This window comes from Halorubrum salinarum (genome assembly GCF_013267195.1).
GTDB classification, from domain to species: domain Archaea; phylum Halobacteriota; class Halobacteria; order Halobacteriales; family Haloferacaceae; genus Halorubrum; species Halorubrum salinarum.
This window is the reverse complement of sequence record NZ_CP053941.1, coordinates 66,465-82,377: the sequence shown is the minus strand read 5'-3', so window position 1 is coordinate 82,377 and position 15,913 is coordinate 66,465. Positions and strand designations below refer to the sequence as shown.

The following is a 15,913-nucleotide window of genomic DNA, read 5'->3' as shown; positions in this document are numbered from 1 at the left end:
CCGGAAACGCGAGACAACCGGCCGGCGATTCCCGTCGCCGCTCACCCGACGCCGAGGCGGATCGGGTCGTCGCTCGGGACGACCTCGACCGTCACCGGCTCGCCGACGGCGAAATCGCGGTCCGGACAGACCACCTTGACGCCGAACCGGTCGCTCCGGGCCGCGAACAGGGACAGCCCCGTCACGCGCTCGCCGTTCGCGAGGACGTCGACGGCGTCCCACTCGACGCGCGGCGCGCCGCCCGGCGCCTCGTGGTCGGCCGCGGTGCCGACCCGCGTCCCGAGCAGCGACACGGCGTCGCCCGGGCCGAGCGCTCCGGTACTCGCGCCCTCCGCCGGCTTCGGGGCGCGCGCGAACGTCCCGCCGCCCGCGTAGTGCGTCAGCCCGCCGTCGAGCGGGACGCCCCCGTCGCTCGCGAGCGCGGCGAACGCCGGCCCGGCCCCGGAGCGGCGCGGCCCGTCGAGGACGACGTGGGTCGGCCCGCGCTCCACGACGGCGCCCGTCCCGTCCCAGGCGACCGGCTCCACGGGCACGTCCGCGGCGACCGGGAGGGACCCGCTGGCCCGGAGGGGGTCCGCGTCCGGGGCCCGGAAGCCGAGGTGGACGTGGTCGTCGACCCACTGGCCGAAGAAGCCGGAGCGCGTCGTTGGGCCGAGCGCGTCGCCGACGGCGACCCGGTCGCCGGGTTCCACCTCGGGGATCACGTGGAGGATCCGCGCGACGGTGCCCGGGGGCACGCCCGCCCGGGCGCACCACCCATCGTCGAGGTCGACGACGATCAGGTGGTCCTCCGCGGCCGCGTACGGGCGGTCCGGACAGCCGACGGTGCGGACGTGGCTCACGACCCCGGCGACCGGGGAGCGCCCGACGCCGTCGCCCGGGTATAAGTCGACGGCGCGGCCGCGGTCGTGGGCCGGGTACGGGGAGTTGAACCGCGAGAACTTCTCGTACTCGCTGACGACCTCACCGGGGAGCGCGACGGTCGTCCCGGGCGTGTCGGCCCCCTCGGCCTGCGGTTCGGTCACGCGTCCGCCGCCTCCATCCCCTCGATGACGAACTCCGCGCCGCCGGCGTCTGACTCGGCGACCGAGAGCGACCACCCGTGCGCCTCGACGATGTCGCCGACGATGGCCAGCCCCAGGCCGGTCCCGCCGCCGAGCGACACGCCGCGCTCGGTGACGCGCTCGCGCTCCGCCGCGGGGACCCCGGGCCCGTCGTCGCCGACCGCCAGCGCGACCCGGTCGCCGTCGGCCTCGATGGTGACGGTGACGGCGACGTCCTCGCCCGCGTGGTCGACCGCGTTGCGGAACAGGTTCGAGACCAGCTGTTCGAGGCGGTCGCGGTCCGCCAGCACCGTCGCGTCGCCGCCCCCGACGGTCAGGGTCGCCTCGGCGGTCTCGAGCCGCGACCAGACGCGCCGCACCGTCCCGTCGAGCGAGACACGGTCGAGCTCGTCGACCGTCTCGCCGGCGGTCGCCAGCGCGAGCAGCCCCTCGATCATGTCGTCCATCCGCTCGTGGGCGTTCGCCGCCCGCTCCAAGGCGCCGTCGGGGTCGTCGCCGCGCTGGCGGGCCAGTTCGACGCCCGCCGACGCGGCGGCGAGGGGGTTGCGCAGGTCGTGGGAGACGACGCCGGCGAACTCCTCTAAGCGCTCGTTCTGCCGTTCGAGCTCGGCCTCTCGGCGCTCCAGCTCGGCCTGTCGCTCCTCGCGGGCGGTCACGTCGCGGAGCAGGAAGACGTGGCCGCGGTCGGTCCCCCGGGGGTCGGTGATCGGGTTCTCCTGGATGTCGAACTGTCGGCCGCCGATGGCGATCGGGTGTTCGACGCCGACCTCCAGGCGCGGGAACACCTCCGACAGCGAGGACCCGACCGCGTCCGGCGGGAGGATCGCCTCGGCGGCGGGGTTCAGGTCGCGGATTCGTCCGTCGGAGCCGGAGACGATCACGGGGTCTTGCATCACCTCGACGGCGGTGTCGCGCGCGACGACCGCCGCGTCGAGGGTGCCGAGCCAGAAGACGGTGCCGTAGAGGAAGACGCCGTGGATCACGAACGCCGTCGGCAGCCACGAGAGGTTCGCGTAGCTGCCCACGTCGACGAACGTCGCGATGCCGGCCAGGAACGGAAACAGCGTGCCGAGCAGGACGACGAACGTCTGGAGCCGGTAGCGGTTCCCCGTCCGCTCGTAGAGGTCGACGACGAGGAACGCGCCGGCGACGCACAGCGCGTACCCGAGGAGGACGAACAGGCCCCCGGCGGGACCGAGCCCGTATCCGAGCAGCGTGAACGGCCCGTCCGTGACCGGCGTCACCGAGCGGCGGGCGAGCCCGTGGGTGCCGCTCGACCACGCGAGCAGGACCCAGACGAACGCGGGGGTCGCGAGCGCGACGATCCGGTTCTCGGTCCGCCAGCGGTCGCGGCCGGTGAACGCCAGCGCGAAGAGGATCCAGAGGACGGGTAACGCGCCCAGCAGCGGCGTCGACAGGTTGAGCGCCACCGTCATCGCGACCTCGCCGGACGCGGCGACCTGGAGGGCGTACAGGAGCGAGGCGCCGCCGCCGCACAGGAGGTAGAGCGCGACCTCGATCCCCCCGGGCTCGTCGCGCTCCCGCCACGCGACCCGGCCGAGCCAGAGCCCGATGCCCCCCGCCAGCAGGCAGGCGGTCAGGTACGCTTGGACCGGTAGCGCGCCCAGATCGCTCATCGATACCTGTACCACTTCCAGGGCCGACAAAACTGTTGTGTCACGGGACGGCGGCGGGCGGACGGTCGCCGGCCGCGCAGATCCGCGGGCGTCGCCGCGCGGCGCCCTCGGCGCAAAGGGCTTGTGCGATCCCCCCCTCAGCTCCGTCATGCGCGTCTTCAGAGGGGAGTTCGCGACGCCGGCCGCGGACCGGGAGCCGACGGCCGACCTGCTCGCGTCGGCCGGGGACGGCGTCCCCGCGGTCCGCGTCACCGCGCCCCCGCGACAGGTCGCGTTCGGCCGGCGCGACGCCCGCGAGCCCGGGTTCGAGGCGGCGAAGCGGGCGGCCGAGGCGGCGGGATTCCCGGCCGTCGAGCGCGACGTGGGCGGCCGCGCGGTCGCGTACACGGGATCGACGCTGTCGTTCGGCGTCGCGGTGCCGACCGGGGCCGGCCGCGGGTCGATCGACGCGCGGTACGAGACGGCGACCGAGACGCTCCGCGACGCGCTCCGCGACCTCGGCGCGGACGTGGTCCGCGGAGAGCCGCCGAACGCGTTCTGCCCCGGCGACCACTCGCTGCGGGTCGCCGACGGCGCCGGCGACGCGAGCGGGGGGAAGATCGCGGGGCTCGCCCAGCGCGTGCGCGCCGACGCGGCGCTCGTCGCGGGCGTCCTCGTCGCCGCGGCGGCGGACCCCGACCCGATCGCGCGAGTCACCGACCGCGTCTACGGCGCGCTCGACGTGCCGTTCGACCCCGGATCGGTCGGGAGCGTCGCGGACGCGGGCGGCCCGGACGACCCCGACGCCGTCGCTCGCGCCGTCGAGGCCGCGTTCGTCGAGGGCGCGTGGGGGGACGGCGAACGCGAGATCGTCCGCGTCGACGGGGCAGACGCCTGAGCGCGCCGCGGCCCGCGGTTCCGACGTTTCGACGTGCTTTTTATGCGCGGGCATCTGGGTTCGCGCATGGCCGAATTCAAAGTCGTCGTCGCCGACCCCGAGACCGGCGAGACGTTCCAGCGAGAGGTCGACGGACAGGACGCCAACCGATTCCTCGGTCGCGAACTCGGCGACGAGATCGGCGGCGACGCGGTCGGACTCCCCGAACACACCATCGAACTCACCGGTGGCTCCGACGAGACCGGACGCCCGATGCGCGAGGACGTCTCCGGCACTCGCCTGAAGGAGCTCCTCTTAGAGGGCGGCGTCGGCTTCGAGCCGTCCCGCGAGGGCGAGCGCAAGCGGATCACCGTCCGCGGCCGCGAGATCGACGACGACATCGCGCAGATCAACGCCAGCGTCGTCGACGGCGACGGCGACGTGGCGGCCGCGCTCGGCGAGGGCGACGACGACGCCGACGAGTAAGGCGCCCCGATGCCTCGCGTTCCCTCCGACGGCGAGGACGTTTCCTCGATTCGCGTCTCGCTCGCCCGCAGCGGCGGCACTAGCCGCCCCTGCGTCAGGCTCCCGGACGACGACGCGCTCGACGGGCGCGTCGAGTCCGGCGCCTGCGACGCGCTCGGCGTGAGCGCGGGGGACGTGATCCGCGTCGCGATCGACCGCGAGGAGTACCACGCGCGGGTCGCGGCCGACTCGAACGGGCGGCTGCTCCGCGGCGCGTACGACAACCGACGGCTCGCGCGCGAGGCCGGCGAGGGGACGAACCGCTTGGTCGAGTGGCTCGACGCGAACGGTCGGGAGCCCGGGGACAGCGTCGTCCTCGACGTGGTGGTGCCCGGCGAGCTGTACGGGCTGCGTATCCCGGGCGAGCGGACCCTGTACGACGCGAACCGGGGGCCGCGGTCGTCGCTCGCGGACATCGCCCGCGACCTCGACGGGTAGACCCGTCGCGGCGACGGGTCGAATCGCTTATTCTCGCTCGGGTCCGAGATCGGTCCATGCAGGAGGTCGACGCGGATCTGACGGCGCTCGACCGCGCGATCATCAACGCGTTCCAGGGCGGCTTCCCGGTCGCGGAGCGGCCCTTCGACGCGGCGGCAGCCGCGCTCGGGGAGCGCGGCGTCGAGGTCACGGGGCCGGCGCTCTGCGAGCGCGTCCGCGAACTCGACGAGGAGGGAATCCTCTCGCGGTTCGGCGCGCTCGTCAATGCCGAGGAGATCGGCGGGGCGGCGTCGCTCGTCGCCATGCACGCGCCGGAGGACCGCTACGACGAGATCGCGGAGACGGTGAACGAGTTCACCGCGGTCGCGCACAACTACGAGCGGGAGCACCCCCACCTCAACATGTGGTTCGTGGTGAGCGTCGCCGACCACCCCGACCCGGACAAGGACGGCCACGACCGCGTCGAGGAGGTGCTCGCGGAGATCGAGGCCGCGACGGGCCAGGAAACGTACAACCTCCCGAAGCTCCGGGAGTTCCACGTCGGCGCGAAGTTCCTCGTCGACGGGCCGGTGCCCGACGGCGACGTGGACCTCTCGCATCTGGGTCCCGAGGTCGCGCCGAGCGACCGCGGGACGCTCACGCCCGACGAGCGCGACCTCGTGGTCGAGATCCAGGGCGGCCTCCCGATCACGGAGACGCCGTACGCCGACGTGGCGGCGGCGATCGGGGCCGACGTCGACTGGGTGGTCGAGACGATCAAACGGTTCGAGCGGGAGGGGAAGGTGCGCCGCGTCGGCGTCATCCCGAACCACTACGCGCTCGGCTACACGGAGAACGGGATGACGGTCTGGAACGTGCCCGAAGAGGTCTTAGACGAGGTCGGGCCCGCGGTCGCGTCGCTGGACTTCGTCACGCACTGCTACGAGCGCCCGCGCCACGCCGGCGTTTGGGAGTACAACTTCTTTGCGATGACGCACGGCCGCACGGAGGCGGAAAGCGAGCGCCGGATCGCGGAGGTCAGGGAGCTCATGGACGAGCACTGGGACGTGGGCGCCGACGACTGGGACACGCTGTTCTCGACGCGCATCCTGAAGAAGACCGGCATCCGCATCGCGGACCGGGCGGACAGCAACACGGCGTGACCCCGCTGTACCACGACCTCGCGGGCGAGACGGTCGCCGTCTTCGGCGGCGGCGCCGTCGGCGCGCGCAAGGCGCGGGGATTCGACGAGGCGGCCCGGATCGTCGTCGTCAGCCCCGAGTTCGACGAGCGGCTGCTGTCGCTTGCCGACGAGCACGAGGCGGCCGAGCACGAGACGGCCGAGCGCCCGGACGGGCCGTCCGTCGAACTGATACGCGCCGCCCCCGACCCGGAGGCGGTGCCCGACTGGATCGACCGCCTCGACCCGGCGCTCGCGGTCGCCGCGACCGACGACGCCGCGGTCAACGCCGCCGTCGAGTCGGCCGCGCTGGACCGCGGGATCCTCGTCAACCGGACGGACGTGTCGGGCGGCCGCGACCCCGGGAGCGTCGTCGTCCCCGCGACGGTGGAGGACGACCCCGTCACCGTGGCGCTCTCGACGGGGGGCACGAGCCCCGCGCTCGCGAAGGCGCTGCGCGAGCGGATCGAGGCCGAGATCGAGGGGGCGGGCGCGATGGCGGCCCTCTCGGGCGAGATCCGCGAGGAGCTGAAAGCGGCGGGCGTCCCGCCCGCGAAACGCCGGGAAGCGGTCCGGCGCGTTGTCAGATCCCGGGGGGTTTGGAAGGGTTTACAAAAGGGGAGATCCAACGGACGGCAAGAGGCCGACACCGTGATCGAGGAGGTACTCGACCGATGAGAGAGACGGGTGCGATCGCCGGTGTGAGCGTCGCCCACGCCGACGCGACCGTCGACGAGATCGAGGCCGCCGGCGGCGACGGCGTCCGCGCGACCGTCTCGGACCTGCTCGCACGCGAGGGAGTCGAAGAGGCGTTCGCGGTGCAGACGTGTAACCGCTCGGAGGCGTACGTCGTCACCGACCGGACCGTCGACGGGGCGACGGCGCTGTCGACGTTCGCGCCCGACGTGCGCGCCGGGGCGGTCCGCCGCCTCGACCACGAGGAGAGCCTGGAACACCTGATGCGCGTCGCCTCCGGGCTGGAGTCGCTCGTGCTCGGCGAAGACCAGATCATCGGCCAGCTGCGCGAGGCCTACGAGGAGTCGAAGTCGGCGGGCGGCATCGGGCCGGTACTCAAAGACGCCGTGACGAAGGCGCTCCACGTCGGCGAGCGCGCGCGGACGGAGACCGAGATCAACGAGGGCGTCGTCTCGCTCGGCTCCGCGGCCGTCCGGCTGGCGGCGGGCGAGATCGACCTCACCGACGGGACGGCCGTCGTCGTCGGCGCCGGCGAGATGGGGACGCTCGCGGCCCGGACCCTCGACGACACCGCCGTCTCCGAGATCGTCGTCGCGAACCGCACCGTGCCCCACGCGGAGTTCGTCGTCGAGGAGGTCGACACCCCGGCGGAGGCGGTGTCGCTCGCCGACCTCCCCGCGGTGATCCCCGAGGCCGACCTCGTCGTCACCGCGACCGGGAGCCCCGACCTCGTCGTCCACCCCTCCTACGTCGACGGCGCCGGTCGCGTCGTCTGTATCGACATCGCGCAGCCCCGCGACGTCGACCCCGCGGCCGGCGCCCGCGAGGGCGTCACCGTCTACGACATCGACGACCTCGAGGACGTCACCCGGCGGACCCGGGAGAGCCGCGCCGAGGAGGCCCGGAAGGTCGAGTCGATCATCGACGACGAGCTCGACCGCATCCTGGAGGCGTACAAGCGCAAGCGCGCCGACGACGCCATCTCGGCGATGTACGCCGGCGCGGACCAGGTGAAGGCGCGCGAGCTCGACCGCGCGATGTCGAAGCTGGAGGCGCAGGGCGACCTGAGCGACGAGCAGCGCGAGACGGTCGAGGACCTGGCGGACGCGCTCGTCGGCCAGCTGCTCGCCGCCCCCACCCGGTCGCTCCGGGACGCCGCCGGCGAGGACGACTGGGAGACGATCCGGACCGCCCTCCAGTTGTTCGACCCCGAGTTCACCGCGCAGGCGGAGGCCCCGGACGAGGCGGACCTCACCGAGGCCGGGGCCGGAGGCCCGGACGCGATTCCGGACTCCGTCGCAGAGGAACTCGACGACTGATTCTCGTCTCGGCCGCTGCGTCACCGACCGCTCACGATCCCGACCGGGCCGGTGCCCGCGGACCGCCGCGCTTTATTCCCCGGCCGGTCCACGGGTCGGTATGAAGCTCTCCGAGTACGTCGACCGACTCGACGACGAACTCGACACGGCCGCGTACGCCGACGTCGACGCGAGCGCGAACGGGCTCCAGGTAGGCCCGGACGACGCCGAGATCGAGCGCGTCGCGTTCGCGGTCGACGCCGCGCGGGCGACGATCGAGGCCGCCGCCGACGCGGATGCCGACGCCCTCGTCGTCCACCACGGGCTCTCGTGGGGCGGCATCGAGCGCGTCACCGGACGGGTCCACGACCGGATCGCGGCCCTGATCGAGCACGATATCGCGCTGTACGTCTCGCACCTCCCGCTCGACGGCCATCAGGAACTGGGCAACGCCGCGGGCGTCGCGGACGCGGTCGGGCTCGCGGACCGCGACCCGTTCGGCGAGATGGGGCCGGTGACGATCGGGACGATCGGCGAAGCGGCGGAACCGCGGTCGGCGGCGGCGATCCGGGAGACGCTCGACGGCTTCGAGGGGCAGCCGGACGGCGAGCCGTCCCCGACGCGGGTGCTCGACTTCGGTCCCGACGAGATCGAGCGGGTCGCGGTCGTCACCGGGTCCGGGGTCGACTGGCTCGACGAGGCGGTCGCCGCCGGCGCCGACGCGCTGATCACCGGCGAGGGGAAACAGCAGGCCTACCACGACGCGCGGGAGGCGGGGGTCACGGTGTTCCTCGCCGGCCACTACGCCACGGAGACGTTCGGCGTCCGCGCGCTCCAGTCGCTGACCGACGACTGGGGCGTCGAGACGACGTACCTCTCGCACCCGACCGGGCTGTAACTGGGGGGCGCGACCGCGCTCCCGGCGGCGCGCTCGCCGCCGAACGCAACCCTTACCGCTCGCGTCCGCGCAGTCGGGGTATGCGCGATCACTTCGAGATCCGGGACCACGACGCCGCCGGGCGGATCGGGCGGCTGGAGGTCCCGCGCGCCGGCGTCACGGTCGAGACGCCGGCGCTTCTGCCCGTGGTCAACCCCAACGTGCTCACGATCGAGCCCGAGCGGCTCCGCGAGGAGTTCGGCGCGGAGATGCTGATCACGAACTCCTACATCATCCGCAGCACGGACCGCATCCGCGACCGCGTGGTCGACGAGGGGCTCCACGAGTTCCTCGGGTTCGACGGCGCGATCATGACCGACTCCGGCTCCTTCCAGCTGGCCGAGTACGGCGACATCGACGTGACGACCGCGGAGATCATCGAGTTCCAGCGGCGGATCGGCAGCGACGTGGCGACCCCCGTCGACGTGCCGACGCCGCCCGACGCGGACCGCGAGCGGGCGGAGCGGGAGCTGGCGACCACGAAGCAGGCGCTCGCGGACGCGGAGGACGCCGACACCGGCGAGATGCTCGTCAACGCCCCGGTCCAGGGCGCGACGTACGCCGACCTCCGCGAGGAGGCCGGCCGGCACGCGGCCGCGACCGACCTCGACGTGTTCCCGGTCGGCGCGATGGTCCCGCTGCTCAACTCCTACCGCTACGCCGAGGTGGTGGAGGCGGTCCGCGCGGCGAAGCGCGGGCTCGGCCCGGGCGTCCCGGTCCACCTGTTCGGCGCCGGCCACCCCATGATGTTAGCCCTCGCGGTCGCGGCCGGCTGCGACCTGTTCGACTCGGCCGCCTACGCGCTGATGGCCCGCGACGGCCGCTACCTCACGGTGTCGGGGACGGAACACCTGGAGGATCTCGACTACTTCCCCTGCTCGTGTCCCGTCTGCGCGGACCACGCCCCGGCCGACCTCCGCGGCTTCGGCGACGGCGAGACGGAGCGGCTGCTGGCCGAGCACAACCTCCACGTCACCTTCGAGGAGCTGCGCCGCGTGAAGGAGGCGATCCGGTCCGGGAACCTGCTCGACTTGGTCGACCGACGCGCTCGCGGCCACCCCGCGATGCTCGACGGCTACCGCGCGCTGCTCGACCACGCCGAGGAGCTAGAGCGCACCGACCCCGGCTCGAAGGACGCGTTCTTCTACACCTCCCACGAGGCGGCTCGCCGGCCCGAAGTGCGGCGGCACCGGGACCGCCTCGGCCGGCTGGCGGCGCCGGACGACCTGTTGCTCACCGAGTCGAAGGCGCCCTCCGACCACGCCTACGACGCCGTGTGGCGCGTGAAGCCGCCGTTCGGCCCCTACCCGCCCGCGCTCTCGGAGACGTACCCCCTCACCGCCGAGGTGCCCGAGCGGACCGACGACGCGGCGCAGGTCGCGGCCGCGGCGGGCGTGGCCGCGCTCGCGGACGCCAATCCGGAGACGACGCTCACGCTCGGTCACGACGCGTGGTGCGACGCGGCGCTGGAGCGGCTCCCGGACCGCGTCGCGACGGAGAACCTGCGGACGCTCGGCTGACGGATCGGCGGCTCGCTGGGGAGTGTCGTCGCGCCGAAAAAGCAGCCGTGACCGCGTCGCCCGGCCGGTCGGGACGGGGGACCGGCTCAGTCGCGTCGGTGCCCGAGCGGCTTCTTCTGGTCGACCTCGACCTCGACGTGGATCGAGTCGGGGAAGTCGCGGCCGACCACGTCGCGCGCGATGTCGTCGGCGCCGTGGATCTCCATCGAGCGGCGGTACACGTCGTAGCGCCACGGCGAGAACTCGTCGCCGGGCGCGAGGTCCTTGTACAGCGGGACGGTGACGCGCTCCGAGGGGCTCGCGTGCGGGCCCTTACACTCGGCGCCCTTGCGTTCGAGCGTCTCCTTGAGCTCCTGGACGGTCTCGACGAGCACGTCGCGGTCGCCGGACGCGAAGTCGAGTTTCGTGACGAAGGTCATGGCTGGGGGTCGTCCGCCAATGGCCGCCCGAGCGGTAAAAACGCATCTACCCGCGATTCCGGCCCCGAATTCGCCCCGGCCGCGACGGTCGCTGGAGCCGAGCGTAGCCCGCGGTATCCGCACCGCCGCGCGCCGCGGCGGCGTTCGGCTCGAACCCCGAGTTACGGCTTCGCGTTTAGCCGGTCCGCGGAGTCGTCCCGCTCGCCGGACGGTCGGCGCTGCGTCGGACCAGTTCCCTGAAGACGGCCGGCCGGAGCGTTCCCTCGGTCGACCTCGCGTAAGCGGATGATCCGCCAGCCGTCGCCCCGACAGCGGACGGATTCGAGGACGACTTCGACCGCGTCCCCGAGGCGTAGGTCAGCCAAGCGATCGCGGGCGTCCTCGGTCGCGTCGATGGCGTGATACGTCCGGCCGTCGACGCCGTGGAGCGTCACGCCCCTGTCGCGGTGCGGTTCCGTCGCGAGCCGACACCGCCGCCGAACCTCAGCGGTCGCGCCCATTATTCCGGGTCACGTGCGACGCAATCATAAAACAAACTATGAGACCGACGGAGTGCTATTGACCGGTACCGAGAGCGGTGTGGCGCCGTTTCGACCGTCCGGCGATGCTCGGAACCTCGCCGTCTCGTCTTTCAGCCCGCACTGACACGACCGTTCGGAAGTCCGACACGCTCTTTAGGGGTGATCGCTTACCTGCGGCCAATGACGGTCGAAGCGACCAGTGCCGGAGCCATCCTCTTCCGCGATACCCGCGGCGAACGGGAGTACCTGCTCCTGAAGAGCCGACCGGGGGACTGGGAGTTCCCCAAAGGCGGGGTCGAGGGGGACGAGGAGCTCCAGCAGACGGCGATACGAGAAGTCGGCGAGGAGGCCGGAATCGAGGACTTCCGGCTGATCGACGGGTTCCGCAGGGAGTACGACTACGTGTTCGAGGCGAACGGGAAGACCATCCACAAGACGGTCCACCTCTTCATCGCCCGCTCGTTCGAGGCGAGCGCGGAGCTCTCGAAGGAACACCGCGACCTCCAGTGGCGCGACTACGACCAGGCGATCAACACGATCACGCAGGACGGCCCGCGCGACATCTTAGAGGAGGCCCACGAGTACCTCGACGAGCGGAAAGACGAGGAAGACGGCAAGTACGTATAGGCGCCCGCCCCGGGCGGTTCGCTTTTGTCCGCCCCGCTCGACTGGTCGACCAGTGACGCCAGACGCCGAGTTCGGCTACGAGCTTCTGGTCTGTCGGTACGCCGAGCTGGCCTGGCACCCCAGCGAGGGGCTGCGCCCGGCGATCGTCGCCCGCCAGCTCGGCACCAAGGAGCGCCGCTGGGACACGGTCGTGATCGAGGTCGACCCGGCGGCGTTCGCGCGGCGGCGCGCGTTCGGCGACCGGACCATCGACTCCGACCTCCTCCACGTGGTCCGCGGCGCGCCCACCGAGTGGGCGTGGTACCGCGACGCCTTGCCCGACCCGGGCTACCCGTGGCGCTACGTGCGGCAGGCGGTCCACCGCGCCGCGGGCCGGGACCTGATCGAGAAGCGCCGCGACGGCAACCGCATCGAGATCCGGCGGGTGCGCCCGTACCCGGGCTGGGTCGAGCGGATCGTCGCGGTCGAGAACAAGCCGGACCTCGACCGCTCGGCGGCCGACCGGCTCGCCGACCAACTGGCCCACGACGTCGAGGCCGCGCTCGCCGACGAGGCGTGGCTCGCGACCGAGACGACCGGCGAGCGCGTCGAGCCCGCCCTGCTCCGCGAGCTGCCCGTCGAGGCGGGCATCCTCGCGACTGACTTCTCCGCGGGCGTCGACGCCGACGCCGCGGACGTGGCGTGGCACCCGAGCGACCTCGCGCCGGGCGAGGGCGAGCGCCGAGACCCCGAGACGGAGACGCTGCGGCTGGAGATCGCCGAGCGGGCGTACGGGAAGGGGTGGCGCTCGTTCCACGACACGATGCGCCCCGACTGCCGACACTTCGAACTCCGGCGCGAGGGCCGCGCGCTCGTCCCGCACTGCGCCGCGAAAGGGAAGGTGCCGACCGCGCGGGAGTGCTCGGGCTCCTGTCCGGAGTTCTCGCCGGAGCCGCCGCAGTGGCGCACGCGGGGGTGGCCCATCGAGGGCGGCCCGGGGAAGGGGATCGAGCGGCTGCTGGCGCGGCGCCGCGAGCGGGAGCGCGACGCGGTCGCGGGCGCGGGACGACCCGGGTCCGAGTGAGCCCAGCCTACGCCAGCGCGGCCGCCAGCTTCTGGATCGGGTGCGTCGGCTCCGGTACCTCGCCGGGGCCCTCCTCCAGCTGCGTCCGGCAGGAGGTGCCCGGCGCGACGAGGGCGTCGCCGCCGCTGGCGTCCACCTGCTCGAACAGCGTCTCGCCGATGGCCTTGCTCATCGAGTAGTGCTCGGCCTCGTAGCCGAACGAGCCGGCCATGCCGCAACACGAGGAGTCGAGCGGGTCGACGCCGTAGCCGGCGCGCCGGAGGACGCCGACCGCGTGGTGGTCCTTCTTCGTCGCCTTCTGGTGGCAGTGGCCGTGGTAGGTGAGCGACTCAGTGGGGGCGTCGAGGGCGAGCTCCTCGTCGAGCCGGTGGGCGTCGACGTACTCCATGACGCCGTAGGCGCTCTCGGAGACGGCGGCCACGTCGGCGTCGGGCACGTCGCTGGCGTCGCCGTCGAGCAGGTCGTGGTAGTCCGACTGGAGCATCACGGCGTCGGAGGGCTCGACGACGACCACGTCCCAGCCGTCGCGCACGTCGGGCGCGAGCGTCTCGACGGCGTCTCTCGCCGTCGCGCGCGACACGTCGAGCAGCCCCTTCGAGTGGGGCGGGCGCCCGCTGCCGTCCACGTCGGGGATCCGCACGTGGCAGTCGGCGGCCTCCAGCACGCGCACCGCGGCCTTCCCGGCGCCGGGGTTCGTGTAGGTGGTGTACACGTCGGGGAACAGCAGGACCTCGCGGGCGGCCTCCTCGCGCGGGACGCCCGCGCCGCCGCGGGCCTCGAACCAGTCGACGAGCGTCTCCGAGCGGAAGGTGGGCAGGTCGCGCTCCCTGGCGATGCCGAGCGCCTTCTCCGCGATGAGGCCGCTCCCGGGGATCTTGTTCGGGAGGTTCGAGAGGGGCGCGAACCGCGACGCGAGCGGGGCTAGCGACTCGAAGCGGCCGAGCAGCCGCGTCCGGAGGTCGGCCCCGTGTTCCTCGTGGTGGGCGTGCTCGACCTCGGCCTTCAGCTTCGCCATGTCGACGCCGCTCGGGCAGTCCACCTTACAGCCCTTACAGCCGACACAGAGGTCCATCACCTCGGTGACGAACTCGTCGTCGGTCGGGTCGTCGGGGAGTTCGCCGTTGATGGCCCCGCGGAGCATGTTCGCCCGGCCGCGGGTCGACTGGATCTCCTCGTCGGCGGCGCGGTAGGTCGGACACATCACGCCGCCGGTCGTCTCCTGCGGGCCGCGGCAGCCGCCGCAGCCGTGACACAGTTCGACCATCCCCTGCATCCCGTTGTCGACCGCCCACTCCATCGCGGGGTCGAAGCCGGCGTCGTACTCGTAGTCGGCGTCGAACCGCAGGTTCTCGCGCATGTCGACCTCCCCGCAGACGTTGCCCGGGTTGAGCAGCCAGTCGGGGTCGAACGCGGTCTTCAGGTCGCGGAACGCCTCCCAGAGGTCGTCGCCGTACAGCTTCCGGTTCCACTGGGTCCGCGCGCGGCCGTCGCCGTGCTCGCCGGACACCGAGCCGCCGAGCCGGACCACGGCGTCGGTGACGCGGTCGGCGATGTCGAGCATCGCCTCCACGTCGTCGACCTCCTTCGTGTTGATCAGCGGGCGGACGTGGAGGACGCCGGGGCCGGCGTGCGCGTAGAAGGTCGCGAACGTGTCGTTGTCGGCCAGGATCTCCTGGAACTCGCGGGTGTACTCGGGGAGGTGCTCGGGCGGGATGGCGCAGTCCTCGATGAAGGAGATGTGCTTCTCGTCGGTGGTCCGCGAGAGGAGGATCGGGAGGCCGGCCTTGCGCATCTTCCAGAACCGGTCGCGCTTCTCGGGGTCGTGGGCCTCCATGGCGTGGGCCGCGCGGCGCGGGTGGCTCGTCGTCTCGGCGGCGCCCGCGCTCGGCTCGACCGCTGTGTCGACGCCGCCGTCTCCGTCGGCGGCGCCCACGCGGTCGGCGATGAGGTCCGCGACCTTCCGTTTCCCCTCGGCGTCGCTGTCGGCGTAGAACTCCACGAGGAGCGCGGAGTCGGTGCCGTCCGGGAGCATCCCGACCACGTCCTCGAACTCAGGCGTGTCGGCCGCGAGGCCGAGCAGCACGTCGTCCATCACCTCGACGGCGGCGGGGTCGTGTTCGAGGCATGCCGCCACGTCCTCCATCGCGTCCAGCAGGTCGTCGTAGGTGAGCAGCGCCACCGCCTTCGTCTGGGGGATCTCGACGAGCGAGACGGTCGCCTCGGTGACCGTCGCGAGCGTCCCCTCGCTGCCGGCCATGAGCCGGGCGAGGTTGACCACGCCCGCCTCGCCGTGCTCGCCGCGGTACTCGGCGAGGAGCCGGTCGAGGTTGTAGCCGGAGACGTTCCGCTTCAGCTCCGGGTAGCGCTCGTCGATCCGGTCGGCCTCCTCGTCGAGGACTCGGACGACCTCGGCGTGGATCCGGGGGAGCAGGTCGTCGCTGTCGGCGTCGGCGGACTCGCGGAGCTCCTCGACCGCGACCTCGCCGAACGTCGCCACGGTGCCGTCGGCGAGGACGACCTCGGCCTCCTCGACGTAGTGGTCCGTCTTGCCGTACTTCAGCGAGTGCGAGCCGGTGGAGTTGTTGCCGATGGCGCCGCCGACCGCCGACTTGTCGCGCCACGCCGGGTCCGGCGCGAACTTCAGGCCGTCGCCCTCGACGGCGGCGTTGAGGTCGCCCACGTACGCGCCGGCCTGGACGCGGGCCGTCTTCGCGTCGGCGTCGGTCTCGATCACCGCGTCCATCTCGCCCGTCAGGTCGAGGACGACCGCCTCGTTGACGGTCTGCCCGGCGAGGGAGGTGCCGCCGCCGCGCGGGAGGACGGGGATCCTCTCCGCGAAGCAGTACTCGTGGACGGCCGCGACGTCCGCCGTCGACTCCGGGATCACGACGCCGATTGGGGTGACCTCGTACGCCGAGGCGTCGGTCGCGTACAGCCGCTTCGAGTAGTCGTCGAACCGCACGTCGCCGTCGACGCGGGCGTCGAGCGCGTCGACGAGGTCCGGCCGCTCCACGGACCCGCCGGTGTAGTCGAAGTCCCCGCCGTCCGTCGGATCCGGCTCCGGCGTGTTGGTGGCCATGCGAGACCCTCGCGGTCGAACCATGAAAAACCTCCTGCCGCCCGCGCGTCGCGGGAACTCCATCCGATCGCGCG

The 15,913-nt window shown here is 72.9% G+C and carries 15 protein-coding genes; 10 read left to right on the top strand and 5 right to left on the bottom strand.

What is annotated here, in order from left to right; translation table 11 throughout:
• Window positions 1-41: 41 nt before the first annotated feature.
• Both HPS36_RS00410 and HPS36_RS00405 read right to left on the bottom strand, forming a co-directional pair.
• Window positions 42-1,025, bottom strand: a complete 984-nt coding sequence (locus tag HPS36_RS00410) for a hypothetical protein (RefSeq protein ID WP_173228070.1) — start codon at window positions 1,023-1,025, stop codon at window positions 42-44.
• The gene (locus HPS36_RS00405) at window positions 1,022-2,701 is read right to left on the bottom strand and encodes a sensor histidine kinase (protein ID WP_173228069.1); all 1,680 of its coding nucleotides are present in this window, start codon (window positions 2,699-2,701) and stop codon (window positions 1,022-1,024) included. Before HPS36_RS00405 ends, HPS36_RS00410 begins: the two co-directional genes overlap by 4 nt.
• A 148-nt stretch (window positions 2,702-2,849) precedes the next feature.
• On the opposite strand from HPS36_RS00405, the gene HPS36_RS00400 reads away from it, so the two are divergent.
• The 8 genes from HPS36_RS00400 (at window position 2,850) to tgtA (ending at window position 10,130) form a co-directional block, all read left to right on the top strand.
• The gene (locus HPS36_RS00400; RefSeq protein WP_173228068.1) at window positions 2,850-3,578 is read left to right on the top strand and encodes a lipoate--protein ligase family protein; all 729 of its coding nucleotides are present in this window, start codon (window positions 2,850-2,852) and stop codon (window positions 3,576-3,578) included.
• Between the two features lie 66 nt (window positions 3,579-3,644).
• Complete coding sequence (locus HPS36_RS00395) at window positions 3,645-4,043, top strand: 30S ribosomal protein S6e (RefSeq protein WP_121562198.1); 399 nt, start codon at window positions 3,645-3,647, stop codon at window positions 4,041-4,043.
• Between the two features lie 9 nt (window positions 4,044-4,052).
• Window positions 4,053-4,520, top strand: a complete 468-nt coding sequence (locus tag HPS36_RS00390) for a DUF7112 family protein (RefSeq protein WP_173228067.1) — start codon at window positions 4,053-4,055, stop codon at window positions 4,518-4,520.
• Between the two features lie 56 nt (window positions 4,521-4,576).
• On the top strand, window positions 4,577-5,662 hold the full coding sequence (gene ahbB / locus HPS36_RS00385; protein ID WP_173228066.1) for a siroheme decarboxylase subunit beta: 1,086 nt from the start codon (window positions 4,577-4,579) through the stop codon (window positions 5,660-5,662).
• The gene (locus HPS36_RS00380; protein WP_173228065.1) at window positions 5,659-6,357 is read left to right on the top strand and encodes a precorrin-2 dehydrogenase/sirohydrochlorin ferrochelatase family protein; all 699 of its coding nucleotides are present in this window, start codon (window positions 5,659-5,661) and stop codon (window positions 6,355-6,357) included. Before ahbB ends, HPS36_RS00380 begins: the two co-directional genes overlap by 4 nt.
• The gene (hemA, locus tag HPS36_RS00375) at window positions 6,354-7,694 is read left to right on the top strand and encodes a glutamyl-tRNA reductase (RefSeq protein WP_173228064.1); all 1,341 of its coding nucleotides are present in this window, start codon (window positions 6,354-6,356) and stop codon (window positions 7,692-7,694) included. Before HPS36_RS00380 ends, hemA begins: the two co-directional genes overlap by 4 nt.
• 100 nt (window positions 7,695-7,794) lie before the next feature.
• Entirely contained in the window at window positions 7,795-8,571 is a 777-nt protein-coding gene (locus tag HPS36_RS00370) for a Nif3-like dinuclear metal center hexameric protein (protein WP_173228063.1), read from the top strand.
• A gap of 80 nt (window positions 8,572-8,651) precedes the next feature.
• Window positions 8,652-10,130 (top strand): tRNA guanosine(15) transglycosylase TgtA, encoded by a 1,479-nt coding sequence (gene tgtA, locus HPS36_RS00365; protein WP_173228062.1) that lies wholly within the window; start codon window positions 8,652-8,654, stop codon window positions 10,128-10,130.
• Between the two features lie 86 nt (window positions 10,131-10,216).
• On the opposite strand, the gene HPS36_RS00360 is transcribed toward tgtA, so the two are convergent.
• Window positions 10,217-10,549, bottom strand: a complete 333-nt coding sequence (locus HPS36_RS00360) for an uS10/mL48 family ribosomal protein (RefSeq protein WP_121562205.1) — start codon at window positions 10,547-10,549, stop codon at window positions 10,217-10,219.
• A gap of 161 nt (window positions 10,550-10,710) precedes the next feature.
• A complete protein-coding gene (locus HPS36_RS00355) occupies window positions 10,711-11,049 on the bottom strand; it encodes a hypothetical protein (RefSeq protein WP_173228061.1) in 339 nt (112 codons plus the stop codon).
• 201 nt (window positions 11,050-11,250) lie between these two features.
• Between HPS36_RS00355 and HPS36_RS00350 the strand changes: the two genes are divergently transcribed.
• Together HPS36_RS00350 and HPS36_RS00345 are read left to right on the top strand one after the other, a co-directional pair.
• A complete protein-coding gene (locus HPS36_RS00350; RefSeq protein WP_121562207.1) occupies window positions 11,251-11,697 on the top strand; it encodes a bis(5'-nucleosyl)-tetraphosphatase in 447 nt (148 codons plus the stop codon).
• Window positions 11,698-11,749: 52 nt separating this feature from the next.
• On the top strand, window positions 11,750-12,760 hold the full coding sequence (locus tag HPS36_RS00345; protein WP_173228060.1) for a DUF5787 family protein: 1,011 nt from the start codon (window positions 11,750-11,752) through the stop codon (window positions 12,758-12,760).
• Between the two features lie 7 nt (window positions 12,761-12,767).
• On the opposite strand, the gene HPS36_RS00340 is transcribed toward HPS36_RS00345, so the two are convergent.
• Window positions 12,768-15,839 (bottom strand): FAD-binding and (Fe-S)-binding domain-containing protein, encoded by a 3,072-nt coding sequence (locus tag HPS36_RS00340; protein ID WP_173228059.1) that lies wholly within the window; start codon window positions 15,837-15,839, stop codon window positions 12,768-12,770.
• Between the last annotated feature and the right edge of the window lie 74 nt (window positions 15,840-15,913).

Coding starts and splice junctions, on each gene's coding strand:
- HPS36_RS00350 (WP_121562207.1), top strand. CDS start 11,251: ATGACGGTCGAAGCGACCAGTGCCGGAGCCATCCTCTTCCGCGATACC.
- hemA (WP_173228064.1), top strand. CDS start 6,354: ATGAGAGAGACGGGTGCGATCGCCGGTGTGAGCGTCGCCCACGCCGAC.
- HPS36_RS00400 (WP_173228068.1), top strand. CDS start 2,850: ATGCGCGTCTTCAGAGGGGAGTTCGCGACGCCGGCCGCGGACCGGGAG.
- ahbB (WP_173228066.1), top strand. CDS start 4,577: ATGCAGGAGGTCGACGCGGATCTGACGGCGCTCGACCGCGCGATCATC.
- HPS36_RS00405 (WP_173228069.1), bottom strand. CDS start 2,701: ATGAGCGATCTGGGCGCGCTACCGGTCCAAGCGTACCTGACCGCCTGC.
- HPS36_RS00340 (WP_173228059.1), bottom strand. CDS start 15,839: ATGGCCACCAACACGCCGGAGCCGGATCCGACGGACGGCGGGGACTTC.
- HPS36_RS00355 (WP_173228061.1), bottom strand. CDS start 11,049: ATGGGCGCGACCGCTGAGGTTCGGCGGCGGTGTCGGCTCGCGACGGAA.
- HPS36_RS00370 (WP_173228063.1), top strand. CDS start 7,795: ATGAAGCTCTCCGAGTACGTCGACCGACTCGACGACGAACTCGACACG.
- HPS36_RS00395 (WP_121562198.1), top strand. CDS start 3,645: ATGGCCGAATTCAAAGTCGTCGTCGCCGACCCCGAGACCGGCGAGACG.
- HPS36_RS00390 (WP_173228067.1), top strand. CDS start 4,053: ATGCCTCGCGTTCCCTCCGACGGCGAGGACGTTTCCTCGATTCGCGTC.
- tgtA (WP_173228062.1), top strand. CDS start 8,652: ATGCGCGATCACTTCGAGATCCGGGACCACGACGCCGCCGGGCGGATC.
- HPS36_RS00360 (WP_121562205.1), bottom strand. CDS start 10,549: ATGACCTTCGTCACGAAACTCGACTTCGCGTCCGGCGACCGCGACGTG.